Here is a 12,718-nt window from a genome sequence, read left to right on the forward strand (position 1 = left end):
CTTATAAAGTTTTTTCATTTTTCAAATCAATTTTTAATTTGTTAGTATTTTTATATTCATCAATCTGCCACATTTGATAGACATCTTCATAAATCCAATTAAGTTCTATTATATAAGTTTTAACATTATCGCGTTCATAGGTGTTTATAAATTTACATACGGCAAAATATTCACGGTCGCTTAAATACAAAGCCTCATATTTTATTTCCGCGCCAACTCTTGCTTTGTGCTTTTTATTTTGCTTTATGCAACCAGCTACCACCTCCTTGCCTACTTCTGCTCTATTGTTGCCCTTAACATTTATAACAACACCATTTTTGCTAATATCGCCAACTAACATATCCTTAAACGCATCTTTGGTTATAAGCACTTGTTCCCCTAATGCTACACTTATAAATACTGCTATTATTAACGCTAACTTTTTCATTCCCTACTCCTTATTTTTTTCATTACTTTCTTGCACATAGAGTAATTGTCGCCTAAATTCTAATGGCTCGGCTATGAATCTTATGGGCGATGAGCTACCACCTGCACCTACCACAACGATATTGCCGTAATTTAAAATCCTACCAAGTATGCTTTGATTTACTCTTATGCTCTCAACCTTGCTATTTAGCATTTCTATCGTGTCGCGCTTGATTAGTCCATATTTGGCTATGGTAAATTTTTGCGTAATATAAAGCTCGGTAGAAAATACATAGATAAAATTTTTGATAAATAGACATAACCCTACGATTAAAATTATCACACCAACACCGATTGAATCAAGCGATTCGATAGCAGATACAGCCACTGCTACCAAGCCGATAAAAATCAGCAAAACCGACACGGCATATATCCACCAACTAATTTTGGCGCGATAAACTATCCTATCCACATTTGTTTGCTCACTATATGCGAAAGCCATTTTTTTCTCCCTTTATTTGAAAATTTAAAAATCGCATTATACGACATATTTTCTTAAATTATGATAAATATTAGAAATATTGTCGTAGTTTGCCATAAAGAGTGGCGAGATTAGAATCCAAAGCAAAAACCCAAAGGATAATCATTGAAATACACACAGCGGGACAAAGCGCGGATTTTGCGCATCACCACGCGCACACTTCAACGATGGCGCACCACAAAGCCCGAGCTTTACGCGCTCATCGAGGCGGGATTTAAGATGAGAGAAAAAATCTGCGAGAACGAAAAGCAAACTGCTGAGATTGAATCGCTTATAAAAACCATAGATGCGGATTTATTAGAGAAAAAGGGGTAGATTCGTGTGTGTTGTGGGCGGATTCGTGTGTGGTTTTGGATAGATTTGCGATTCGTAGATTGCAACGCTTGGGCTTTGCCACGCCTCGCAATGACGAAAATCACAATGCTAGATTCTGCGAATTTTCTCACAAAATTCGTAGAATCCGAAATGGATTGCCACGAGAATTCGCATTCGCTCATTCTCTCGCAATGACGGAATAGTGCACTAGATTCTGCGAATCGCACGAAAAATTGCCAAAAGTGCAGAATCTATGAAAAAATAAAAGCAGATTCTGCGTTTTTCGCGCAAAATTCGCAGAATCTGCCACGCCAAAATCGCATTTTTCGCAGAATCTCCCACGCCAAAATCGCATTTTTCGCAGAATCTAGCGCATTTTTCGCAGAATCTTACGCCAAAATTCGCAGAATCTCCCACGCCAAAATCGCATTTTTCGCAGAATCTGTCGCCAAAAAGCGCAGAATCCGCTCGCAAAAATCAAATTTTCGCAGAATCTCCGCGCAAAACGCGCAAAATCAAATCCCCTATTTCGCGCTGTTTATGAGCGTTGCGAGTGATTTGGCGATGAGCGTGTGTCCGTCCTTATTTGGGTGGATTTCATCGATTTTGAGTGTGCTTTGGCGCAGGATTTTTGGCATTGCGCTTGTTTCGAGTAAAACGCCCTCGCCCTCCGCGATATCTGTGTAAATATTTGATACGCCACCCACCAATCCCAAAAGTCCATCAGGCACGCCAAGAAGCACCACGCAGGGAGTTTTCGCCTTTGCTTTTTGTGTGATTGCGCGGATATTTTGCGCGGTGGCGGATTTATCAAATTTGCGTAAAAAGTCGTTGCCACCGATGGAGATGATAATCGCAGCAGGATTTTTCCCCGCTAGCTCGCCATCTATCCGCCCTAAAAGTTCGCTACTTGTCTCGCCATTTATGCCTAATTTTATCGCTCTTTTTTGCAGAATCTGCGCGGTTTGAATGGCGAAACTTTCATTTTCGCTCACGCCATAGCCATTTGCCAAGCTATCGCCAATTGTGATTATGCTATCGCCTTGCAGGGGGCAGATTCTGCGATTTGCGGAGTTGTGATTGAAAATAAAAAATCCGCCCAAAATAATTAGGCAGATTACAAGAAGCGACTTCAATCCTGCTGTGCTCGAAGGAAAGTCGGTCTATCGATATCATCAAAATTCACCGCAGTGTTGCGCGTGCCACCGCCTACGGCGATTTTGATTTGCGTCATTTGCGGGAATTTATCAACGGGGGCGATTTCTTGCGGAGAGTGGATGAGTTCCTTTTCAAAGCCGGTGAATACAAGCGTGACTTTGATTTGCGATGGATGCAACTCGTTATTCCATTTGTATCCAAACTTCACATTTGCCTCTCTATCGATGGCAGACTCGATGATTTCATTTGCCTCATTTACTTTGTGCATCGGGTAGTCTTCATTTAGCTCATAATACACAATCGCGCCTCTTGCGCCATTTATGCTGATATTATCAAGTAAAGGCGACTCGATTGCCTCTTTTACCGCCTCCACCGCAGAATCTTCGCCCTCTTTCTCGCCAATGCCAATAAGTCCAAGTCCCTTAAACTGCATTACGGTATTTAAATCCGCAAAGTCGATATTTATCCCATCGCCACTATTATGTAGCACAAAACTCGCAATGCCTTTTACCGCCTGTGCCATCACATCATCTACGATTTTTAGGCAGTTTTTAAACCCAAGCGATTTATCGATGATGGAGAGCAACTTTTCATTTGGGATGACGATGAAGCTATCCACTTCTTTTTTAATCTCTTTTAATCCCTCATCCGCAAGGCGGGCGCGTAATGAACCCTCGTGTTTGAATGGTTTGGTAACTACGGCGATTGTTAGTGCGCCTACTTCCTTTGCTGCTTTTGCGACTATGGGCGATGCGCCTGTGCCCGTGCCACCGCCAAGTCCTGTGGCAATTAGCACGATGTGAGAGCCTTTTATCTCTTCGATAATGCTTTCATAGCTCTCTTCGGCACTCTTTCTGCCTATCTCAGGGCACATACCTGCGCCAAGTCCATCGGTGGTTTTTTCGCCAAGTTTTAGTTTGCTATGTGCGGAAACTTTGCTTAACGCTTCCTCATCGGTGTTTAGGGAGATTAGTTTGATTTCATCATTTATGCCGTGCTTTATGATGTGGTTTATGGTGTTGCATCCGCCACCGCCTACGCCAACTACGCTAATTCTAACCTTGCTTCTATTTTGCATTTCTGTGATTTCTACTTGCATTTTCATCCTTCCTAAAACAAATTTTGCCTAAAACAAATTCCGCAACCAATTCATAAATTGCTCCCAAAGACTCTTTTTGCCGTCATCTAGCACGATTTCATCGACTTTTTCTTTCTCTTTGATGATATCTTCTAAATTAACTTTTTCCTTTATATCGGGCGAATTAAATTTTGCATTAGATTGCATATTTTGCTTTTGTAGCATTTTACCCGCAGAATCTAACTCATAATTTGTAAATTTCCCAGACGCATATAAAATTAGCCCGATTGCCGTGCTAAAACACGCATACGGAATGCCCTTGTCTTTTAAAATCTCAAATGAGTCATTTAGCGTCTTTGGCTCTGCGATTCTAATAGATAGTTCGCCAAATACCGCGCGCGCCATTGTTTGCAACCCTTTCATACACGACATTCCGCCGGTTAGGACGATACCTGCGCCAAGCGTGTTTTTAAAGTCGCTTTGATTTAGGGATACCTCAATGCGATTTAGCATATCAAGCACCCTTGCGGTGACTATGCCGTGAAATACTTCATATTTAATCGCGCGTTCTTCGCCACTGCGTGTGGGGACTTTTTCCATCACCATTTCCAAATCATCTTGCGTTAATTCATCTAACTTTGCGAATTTTATTTTTAGCAGTTCTGCGATATTTATGGTGGTATTTAGCACGGTGGCGATGTCATTTGTCACATTCCACGAGCCAGCGTGCACGAAGTCATCATACTGCATTGAGTTCCCGCGATGCACCATAAAGTTACAGCTATCGCTCCCCATATCAATGCAGCACACGCCTAGTTCCTTTTCATCATTATTTAGCGTGGCAATGGAGCTCGCATAGGCATTTAGCACGATTCCTGCGACTTCAACTCCCGCATTTTGGATGACTTTTTTAAGATTTGCCAAATCGCTTTTATGTGCATACACCACACGCGCATTCATATCTAATCTAGAACCCACCATCCCAAATGGGTCATCGATAAACTCGCGATTGTCTAATTTAAAAGAATAGGGCAAAATATGCACTAACTCATAATTTTGCGGGATGACGCTTCGCGGGGCGTTGAAGGCGGCTTGCTGCATAATGCGATTTATTTCCTTGCTACCAATCTCGCAGTTTGCCTGTAAAGTCACCACTTCGCTGATATTTTTGCTATTTGTAGAAATGCCAGAGAGTGAAATATATGCCTTGCTAACTTCCACACCTGCCATTCTTTTTGCTTCATCAATAGACTCTTTTACCGCCTTACTCGCAGAATCTATCGCCTTAATCGAACCTTTTTGAATGCCGTTTGACTGCGCTAGTCCCACACCTAAAATGCGTGGCGTCCCATCGCGCAAATCCGCAATAAGAGAGCAAATTTTGGATGAACCAATATCAATACCTAAAACTATCTGCTCCATAACCTAACCCCTTTGCTTTGTGTAATCTACAATCTTATACTTTCTGCTTAAAAATTCAAATATACTTTGCTCTAAAATGCGCGATTTAAAGTCATTGTAAAATGGCAGATTCTGCGTAGAATCTAGCATTTTTTGTTCCAAAATATTATATAAAAGCACCTTATCGCTAAAAATCACAAATCCGCTTTTATCGCTTTTGCTAAAAATCTCTTGCAAAGCGTGGGCAGATTCTGCGATATTTAGGGATAAAATGCTCTTATTTGCGCCAAGCGAGTAAAATCCAATATCCCTTCCGGCGAAAATATTTTGCCTTGCCTGTGCTTCTTTTATCAAAGCATTTTTTAGCGCAGTGGGGTAGAAGTCGCTTCGCACTTGCTTTTTTGCGATTTCAAATGAGAGATTTTCCTGCGGGATTTCTTTCAAAACTTTTATCGCGTAATACGCCCCGCCATCTAAAATGGGTTCAACTCTGCCCTTTGCTTTTTCAATCGCGCTAACAAGCGCAGGGTGCGAATTTTGAGTGATTTGCAGAATCTCGCCTTTTTGTTTCCCATCTCGCAAAGCGATAATCGCCTCCAAAGCACTTCGCTTCGCCCTCCATTCTTTAAAATCCTCCGCCACGCGCTCTTTTATCGCCCCAAAATCCTCCCTTGCGCCGTCTTTTGTATAATTTTGCAAATTATCATCATAATATTTCTTAATCGCAGAATCTTCCGCTTCCACCGCATCTATCTCATATCGCAGAATCTCAACTTCAAAGCGTTTGTCGCTTTTATATTTTTCCTTATTTTCATTAAAATATTTTTGCAAGTCATCATCGCTAATATTCACACGCACGGCACTTGCGGGGATTATTTGCACGCTTAATCTATCCTGCAAATTTACCAAATCCAAAATCTCTTTTTCTAACGGCGTTAGAATGGATGGGAACAACGCCAAAATCTTTTGGATTAGCAAATCTCTGCGCGTTTTTTCCTCGAAATCAAGCGGTTTTAGGCGGTTTTGTCGCAGAATCTCTTTGTAAAGATTTGTGTTAAATGCGCCATTTTCCTTAAAACTCTCAATCTTGCTAATCTCATCAAACACCTCATCATCGCTAATTCTTATCGCAGAATCTAGCGCGAAATTCTCTAACAACGCTTTATTTATCAGCATTTGCATCGCCAAATCCTCAATGCCAAGCGCCTTTGCCTGCTCTGCATCAAGCGTCATACCGCTATTTTGCTCGTAATTTCGCAAGATATTGTTATACTCTAAATTCAAATCATTCGCGGTAATCTTAATGCTTCCCACCTTCGCCACCGCGCTAGATGAGCCGCCAAAACTATACGCCCCCCAGCCCACCATTCCTGCGGCAATAAAGGCAATCGTGCTTATCCAAATGGTAACGATTAAATATTTTTTATGCTTTTGCATCCACGAAATCAACGCAAGTCCTTAAAAATTGAAGTTAAAATTTGAAATTGTAGCATAAAAATTTTTGTGTTTTTTGAAAATATTTGGAGATTCTGCGAATTTTGAATTTGCGAGATTCTGCGATTCGCAGAATCTAGTGCGAAAATTTTGCAGATTCTGCGATTATTTCCAAAAATTTTCATATACTTTGGATTTCATTCGTATCTGCATATCAAATTCAAACTGCCCATATTGTTCTAATAGCGTTTTGCCATAGAGCGGATTGCGCCCCAATCCAAAGGCTTCCGTGCGAATCCCTATCGAATCTAAAATTAACGCACTAAAATCATAATGCGATAATTCGCGCTTTTTGATAAGATTTCTGCTTGGATTTGCGCTAAAATACGGATTTATAAAGGTATTATAAATGTAGCGAAACGCATCTTGCGGGACAAATCCACGCTCCGTAGTCAAATGGTCGCCCAAAATCACAATGCTAGTATTCTCCCAAAAGCGCGAATTTTGCACAAATCGCACAAAATCCCCAATGATTTTATCACTACAACGCACAGAATTTGCGTAATTTTCCTCCAAATCCGCGCAAAAATTTTTATCAACAAATCCCGGATAATGCGAATCAATAGTGCTAATAAATAGCGCAAATGGCGCGTCATCATCGTAATCCTCCAAATATTTTTTGGCAAAAGAAAATAAATCATAGTCATTTACACCCCAATTTTCTTTCTTTTCGAGCAATCCATTTTCCACAAAATAATCCGCGTCAAAAATTTTTATGTGTTGATTTTTGATGAAATTTTCATATCCACCAAAGGGTGCTTTTGCGCCAGTAAATGCGCTTTGATTATACCCTAGTGCGCCTAAAATGTCGCCTATGCAAGTGGCATTTGGCAAAATATCGTTTTTATGTTTGTGAAATGCGCTAGAAATTTTGAATGGCACACCGCAAAAATATGCCACGGTGGCGGAGATTGTCGAACCTGTATTGCTTGTAGGGAAGTGTCCGCCCAAAGCGTAGTTTGCACTAAAATTTATGCCATTTTGTGCGAAATTTGTAAGATTTGGGATTAACTCTCCGTGCGGTGAATAGCGTGATTGCTCATCTGCTCCAAGTTCGATTTTGTGAAAGTTTGTAGCGTTACGCCCCCCCCAATTCGATTAACTCATAAGGATTATTATCGCTGCTAAAAGTAGATTCGATAGATTCTGCGAAAATCACAATCAAATTTCTTTTATTTTTTGGTGTTTTAAAATCGCTAATTTTTGGTGTAATGTAATTTTCCTCATAAATCGTCGAATAACTTGCAAAATAATGATTATTTATCGCGGTGGTAATTTGGAGTTTTTTATCCGCTAAAATAAATCCAATCACAAAAAAACAAATACATATAAAAAACCTTAACACAACGCTATTTGCAAAGATTTTTATAAAAATTTGTTTGATGAAAATATAGCATTTGTGCGTGAATTTATTGCGCCAAATATTTGGCAAAAAAGTGATAAAAATCGCACATAAAATGCTAGGCAATAGCACCAATAGCAAACTATCTTTTAAGATTAGCTCGATTATGACTTGATTTGTCCCAATTAAGGGCATAGTTACAACTACTAGCAAATCCTCAAACGACAATCCAAATGTAAAATATTTTGCCCCAAAAAATAAAATTCCAGCCAAAAAACTTATAAAAAATATGGCGATTGAAAATAATTTTTGCTTCATTTTTTTTCCTTTAATTTTGATTTATCAAACTCCGCTACGAAGTTTTTTATTCGCTCTTTTATGTGTGAATCTATGCGGATTTTTAGCGTTAAGATACTCAAAGGCAATTCGCATTTGCTAAGTTTCACAAAATCCTTGCGCGTAACAAGCAAAGAAGTCGCGCCCACGCGTTTAAATTCGGTGCGTAAAAAGTCCAAATCAAATCTATCGTGGTCTTTTAGCAAAATCTTGCCGATGACGCCTTTTGGCAAAAATTCATCTAATCTTGCGGGATTTGCGATGGCGGTTAGAAGTAGCATTCGTGCTGTGGCGTTTTCTACGCCCACTTCGCGCACAAAATCCACGCCCTCTTTTAGATTTAAATCGCCCCTTGCAAAGGGATTTTCGCGGTAGATTCCGCTAGGAATGGGGAGTTTGAAAAATGGCTCTAATTTTGGGCGCAAAACTATGCTTAATTTTTTAAAATTAAAGCGAAATCCATCATCTAAAAAAATGATTTTTGCGCCTAATTTTTGCGCCTCCAAAATCCCTGCTACGCGGTCTTTGCTGACAATCACACTTGCATTTTTTAAAGTTAGCGCGATTAGGTATGCTTCATCGCCACTTTGCTCTTGCGTGGCGCAAATTTCGCCATTTTTTGAAACTATCACTAGCCCCTTGCTCTTGCGCTTGTAACCTCGCGAGATGACGGCGACATTTTCAAAATCATTTGCAATTTCGCACAAAAAGGGCGTTTTGCCACTGCCACCTGCGATGAGATTTCCCACGCTAATTATAGGAATTTTGAAGTCATAATATTTGGCACATTTGCGCCGTAAAGTCGCTATGATAAGGTAAAAAAGCGACATAGGAAGCAAAGCAAAACTTATGCAAATATGCAAGAAATTTGGCTTATAAAAATATCTATCAATAAAACGCATTTTGCCCCTTTTTTATGTTTCAAATCGCAGAATCTGCTTTGAATCTTGCTTAAAATCGCAGAATCTGCCTTGAAATTTCTTTGTAATTTTGCCAAAATCGCAGAATCTATTTTGTATCTCGCCCAAAATCAAATTTCTTATAATTTTAGCACTTTTGGCATTTCGCTTTTAAATTTATTATTTTTTACTTTTTTTGCGATAGATTCTGCGAATTTTTTGCCAAAACCAGCTTGAATCAAGTCCTTTGCCCCCGCACCTTTTTCAATCAATCTTAAAATCTTATCGATTTCAGCATAACTATATCCCAAATCGCCCTCATCGCTTTGCCCCGCGAATAAATCCGCACTTGGTTTTTTAGCGATGATATGGCGTGGAATGCCGATATTTTGGGCGAGTGTGAAAATCTCGCTCTTAAATAAGTCGCCGATGGGATTTATCGCACACGCCAAATCGCCAAAAATCGTGCCATAGCCTAGCATAAGCTCACTTTTATTACTGCAACCCACCACCAGCGCGTTATTTTCGATACTTTTATCATATAGCACACTCATTCTAATGCGTGCCGTGAGATTGCCTATACGGCGGACATTTGGCGCATTGTATAAATCCAAATTTTCAACAAAACTCCGCAAAATCTGCGAAATATCCACCACTTCATAGCTCAAACTAACGCTCCGCGCGAAGTTTATCGCATCTTGCGTATTTTTAGGATTTGAAGTAAATGCGGGCATAATGATTGCCTTTGCTTTGCTTTTAAAAACAGAAGCGCAAAACTGCCCCACCACCGCGCTATCAATGCCACCGCTTAATCCAAAAACGACATTTTTAAATCCGCGCTTTTTTACCTCTTTTTGTAAAAAATCTTGTATTTTTTCGATTTTTTTTTGCATAATTTGCTCCGTTTGAAAATAAAATTTTGCGATTATAGCTAAAAAAGAATTTAAGTTTTTGGATTCTGCGATTCGCATAAAAAACGCAGAATCTTTGATTTAGATTGCCACGAATTTTCGAATCGCAGAATCTAAAATAATTTTACCCACCCCCTTAATCCCCCTCCGCAAGGGAGGGGGAGATAGAGAAAAGCCCCTCCCCTTGCGGGAGGGGTTGGGGCGGGGTATATTTCGCAAGGGAGGGGGAGAATTTTGGATTGCCACGAAGTCGCCCTTAAACGCGCGACTTATCGCAATAACAATTTTTTTGGATTGCTTCGCCCTTGCCTTTGGCAAGGACTCGCAATGACGAAAAAATTGCACGAGATTCTGCGATTCGCAGAATCTCAATCGAAGTATTGGTTGCTTCGCTTCGCTCGCAAATTCTGCGAATTGCGGTGTTGCTTTCGTAGTTTTTGGTGAATCGACACAAGGATAGCGGACTTTTGCGTCCGTGCCTTGTGGCGATTTGCAAAATCTGCGAAATGAATACCCAAAGACAAATTGCCTACTTTACACGCACACTTTTTATAACCCCATTTTCTAACTGCACCACTTTATCGGCTAACTCAATCGTGCTAGGGCGGTGGGCGATTATGATGATAATTTTATCCTTGCGAATCGCGCCTATTGCCTCTTTGATGAGATTTTCGGTGTTTATATCAAGTGCGCTCGTTACTTCATCTAAAATCAAAATTTCAGGGTTGCGATAAAGTGCCCTTGCGATTGCGATTCGCTGTCTTTGTCCGCCACTAAGATTCGCGCCAAACTCATCTAAAATGCTATGAATCCCATCTGGCATATCCTTTACAAAGTCCCACATTTGCGCGTCCCTCAAAGCAGATTCGACTCTTGCCTCATCGATTTCTTGCCCATAAGCGACATTTTTGGCGATTGTGTCGTTAAAAATAAAGATTCGTTGCGTTACGATTGCGATATTTGCGCAAAGACTTTGTTGCGTGTAGTCGTTGATATTTTTGCCATTTATGGCGATTTCTCCGCCACTGCATTCATAAAGGCGTAATATTAGATTTACCAAAGTGCTTTTCCCTGCACCGCTTTTTCCCACAAGCGCGGTGATTTCATTGCGCTTAAAGTTTAGATTCACGCCATTTATCGCATCAATATCGCCGTATTTGAAACTTGCATTTTTTAGCTCAATGCTTTGAATCGGCGCATTTAGCGTTATTGTGCCGTCTTTTATTTCAGGCTCTCTCTCCAAAATCTGCGAAATTCTGTCATTTGCCACAATCACGCCCTGCATTCCGCCCCACATATTTACAAGTCGCTTTATCGGCGTCCAAAGCATAAAAAGTGCGGTGGCAAAGCTACCAAATTGCTCCATTGTGAGATTGCCTTTGTTTATTTGAATGATTGCGATATAAAGCACGATTCCAAAGGCAATAGAGCCAAGCACTTCCATTAGTGGCGTGGTTAGCTGTCCGTATTTGGTGGATTTCATACCGATTTTGAAAAGCTCCAAATTTTTTGCTTCAAAAATATCTGCCTCCATTTTTTCGCCATTGCTTGCTTTGATAATCTCTACATTATTAAAGATTTCTACGATTTTCGCGCTAATATCCGCGCCTTTTTGCATTGAAGTGTGGAGATATTTTTTGATTTTACGAAAAATCATTTTTAGCGGGATTACAGCCATAGGCATTACGACTAATCCAAAGAATGCCAATTTTGGATTTTGATAAATCACAACAGCGGCAAGTCCTATGATTGTGATAACTTCACGCACAAATTCAGGGATATAGTTGCTAACAGCGGTGCGAATCGCCCCCACATCGCTAAGTGTGCGCGATATTAGCTCTCCAGTGCGCATTTTATTAAAATATCCTAGCTCAAAAGATAGCACACGGCGAAGCATTCTATCTTGAATCTTGCGGACGATATTGCCCCCGATATAAGTCATAAAATAGCCTTGAATATACATACCGCCTGATTTCATTAGATACAAAAATACAATGATACTTGCCATCACAAGTGCAAGGTTTTGATTATTTTGCATTGATTCAAAGCTAATTAGCGGGAGATTTGGCACTTTGCCATTTAGTGTGCCAAGCAATGGATTTATAAAATACGCCACTCCCGCAGTCGCCCCTGCTGTCATAAGAGAGCCTAAAATCGCTATTGCAAAATACTTGTAATGTCCCTTGATATAGGGCATAAAACGCGAGAAAAAATTAAAAATTAGCTTCATAAACGCCGTAACCTTTGTATAAAATTTGAGTGCATAAAAATTTGCATAAAATTTATGGCGCATTATACAATAATTTATCGTAAATTCTATTTTGTAAATCACGCCAAAACTTATGCTAAAATTACGATTTTAATTTCTAAACAAAGAGCAAATTATGGAAAAAATCAAAGAGGAAGTCGCCATAAGCGTGGAAGTCCCACTGCCTAAAATGTCAAAGGTTATAATGCTAAATGACGATTACACGGCGATGGAATTTGTGGTGATGATTTTGTGTGAAGTTTTTAGGAAAAATCAAAGCGAAGCAGAAAGCATAATGTTAAAGATTCACAACGAGGGCAGTGGCATTTGTGGCATTTATCCCTATGATATTGCGCACACAAAGGCAAAAATTGCACGAATCAAATCAAAAGAGGCGGGATACCCCTTGCGAATCGTAGTTGAGGACGAATGAAATGAGATTTTTCGCTTCGCTCAAAATGACAAAAAAGAGATTCTGCAAAACAATAAATAAAGAGATTCTGCGATTCGCGCAAAATAAAACAAAGCAGATTCTGCGATTCGCAGAATCTAGCGCAAAATCGCAGAATCTATCGCTTTTAAGGACATAA

The 12,718-nt window shown here is 40.0% G+C and carries 19 protein-coding genes; 4 read left to right on the forward strand and 15 right to left on the reverse strand.

Translation table 11 applies throughout. From position 1 onward, the window contains the following. Position 1: 1 nt before the first annotated feature. Together ACWIUD_RS09725 and ACWIUD_RS09730 are read right to left on the reverse strand one after the other, a co-directional pair. Positions 2-427, reverse strand: coding sequence for a hypothetical protein (locus tag ACWIUD_RS09725; RefSeq protein ID WP_454148735.1), 426 nt, complete (start codon positions 425-427; stop codon positions 2-4). A 3-nt stretch (positions 428-430) separates the two neighbouring features. Beyond that, positions 431-907 (reverse strand): PH domain-containing protein, encoded by a 477-nt coding sequence (locus ACWIUD_RS09730; protein WP_454148736.1) that lies wholly within the window; start codon positions 905-907, stop codon positions 431-433. Positions 908-1,051: 144 nt separating this feature from the next. On the opposite strand from ACWIUD_RS09730, the gene ACWIUD_RS09735 reads away from it, so the two are divergent. Next, complete coding sequence (locus ACWIUD_RS09735) at positions 1,052-1,261, forward strand: hypothetical protein (RefSeq protein ID WP_454148737.1); 210 nt, start codon at positions 1,052-1,054, stop codon at positions 1,259-1,261. A gap of 27 nt (positions 1,262-1,288) precedes the next feature. Then, positions 1,289-1,456 carry a hypothetical protein gene (locus tag ACWIUD_RS09740; protein ID WP_454148738.1) on the forward strand — a complete coding sequence of 56 codons (168 nt, stop codon included), beginning with the start codon at positions 1,289-1,291 and terminating at the stop codon, positions 1,454-1,456. Between the two features lie 12 nt (positions 1,457-1,468). Here ACWIUD_RS09740 and ACWIUD_RS09745 read toward each other — a convergent pair whose 3' ends face one another. The 13 genes from ACWIUD_RS09745 to ACWIUD_RS09805 all read right to left on the reverse strand — a co-directional run bounded on the left by ACWIUD_RS09745 (position 1,469) and on the right by ACWIUD_RS09805 (position 12,110). Then, a complete protein-coding gene (locus ACWIUD_RS09745) occupies positions 1,469-1,735 on the reverse strand; it encodes a hypothetical protein (RefSeq protein ID WP_454148739.1) in 267 nt (88 codons plus the stop codon). Positions 1,736-1,785: 50 nt separating this feature from the next. After that, a complete protein-coding gene (locus ACWIUD_RS09750; protein ID WP_454148740.1) occupies positions 1,786-2,397 on the reverse strand; it encodes a GDSL-type esterase/lipase family protein in 612 nt (203 codons plus the stop codon). After that, positions 2,394-3,518 (reverse strand): cell division protein FtsZ, encoded by a 1,125-nt coding sequence (gene ftsZ, locus ACWIUD_RS09755; RefSeq protein ID WP_454136450.1) that lies wholly within the window; start codon positions 3,516-3,518, stop codon positions 2,394-2,396. The genes ACWIUD_RS09750 and ftsZ overlap by 4 nt, the downstream gene beginning before the upstream one ends. Before the next feature lie 27 nt (positions 3,519-3,545). Further along, positions 3,546-4,919 (reverse strand): cell division protein FtsA, encoded by a 1,374-nt coding sequence (gene ftsA / locus ACWIUD_RS09760; RefSeq protein ID WP_454136451.1) that lies wholly within the window; start codon positions 4,917-4,919, stop codon positions 3,546-3,548. Between the two features lie 3 nt (positions 4,920-4,922). Beyond that, entirely contained in the window at positions 4,923-6,347 is a 1,425-nt protein-coding gene (locus ACWIUD_RS09765) for a peptidylprolyl isomerase (protein WP_454148741.1), read from the reverse strand. Beyond that, on the reverse strand, positions 6,344-6,517 hold the full coding sequence (locus ACWIUD_RS09770) for a hypothetical protein (RefSeq protein ID WP_454148742.1): 174 nt from the start codon (positions 6,515-6,517) through the stop codon (positions 6,344-6,346). Before ACWIUD_RS09770 ends, ACWIUD_RS09765 begins: the two co-directional genes overlap by 4 nt. Then, positions 6,498-7,451, reverse strand: a complete 954-nt coding sequence (locus tag ACWIUD_RS09775) for an LTA synthase family protein (RefSeq protein WP_454148768.1) — start codon at positions 7,449-7,451, stop codon at positions 6,498-6,500. The genes ACWIUD_RS09770 and ACWIUD_RS09775 overlap by 20 nt, the downstream gene beginning before the upstream one ends. A 19-nt stretch (positions 7,452-7,470) precedes the next feature. Then, positions 7,471-8,052 carry a hypothetical protein gene (locus ACWIUD_RS09780; protein ID WP_454148743.1) on the reverse strand — a complete coding sequence of 194 codons (582 nt, stop codon included), beginning with the start codon at positions 8,050-8,052 and terminating at the stop codon, positions 7,471-7,473. Then, on the reverse strand, positions 8,049-8,972 hold the full coding sequence (locus ACWIUD_RS09785; protein ID WP_454148744.1) for a tetraacyldisaccharide 4'-kinase: 924 nt from the start codon (positions 8,970-8,972) through the stop codon (positions 8,049-8,051). The genes ACWIUD_RS09780 and ACWIUD_RS09785 overlap by 4 nt, the downstream gene beginning before the upstream one ends. Positions 8,973-9,109: 137 nt before the next feature. Next, positions 9,110-9,862, reverse strand: coding sequence for an NAD+ synthase (locus ACWIUD_RS09790; RefSeq protein WP_454148745.1), 753 nt, complete (start codon positions 9,860-9,862; stop codon positions 9,110-9,112). Between the two features lie 99 nt (positions 9,863-9,961). Beyond that, a complete protein-coding gene (locus ACWIUD_RS09795; protein WP_454148746.1) occupies positions 9,962-10,126 on the reverse strand; it encodes a hypothetical protein in 165 nt (54 codons plus the stop codon). Positions 10,127-10,136: 10 nt separating this feature from the next. Further along, the gene (locus tag ACWIUD_RS09800) at positions 10,137-10,376 is read right to left on the reverse strand and encodes a hypothetical protein (RefSeq protein ID WP_454148747.1); all 240 of its coding nucleotides are present in this window, start codon (positions 10,374-10,376) and stop codon (positions 10,137-10,139) included. Positions 10,377-10,409: 33 nt separating this feature from the next. Continuing rightward, entirely contained in the window at positions 10,410-12,110 is a 1,701-nt protein-coding gene (locus ACWIUD_RS09805; protein ID WP_454148769.1) for an ABC transporter ATP-binding protein, read from the reverse strand. 154 nt (positions 12,111-12,264) lie between these two features. Here ACWIUD_RS09805 and ACWIUD_RS09810 point away from each other — a divergent pair, with 154 nt between their 5' ends. Together ACWIUD_RS09810 and ACWIUD_RS09815 are read left to right on the forward strand one after the other, a co-directional pair. Beyond that, complete coding sequence (locus ACWIUD_RS09810; protein ID WP_454136460.1) at positions 12,265-12,561, forward strand: ATP-dependent Clp protease adaptor ClpS; 297 nt, start codon at positions 12,265-12,267, stop codon at positions 12,559-12,561. Between the two features lies 1 nt (position 12,562). After that, positions 12,563-12,718, forward strand: coding sequence for a hypothetical protein (locus ACWIUD_RS09815; protein ID WP_454148748.1), 156 nt, complete (start codon positions 12,563-12,565; stop codon positions 12,716-12,718).

This window comes from Helicobacter sp. 23-1044 (assembly GCF_053654695.1).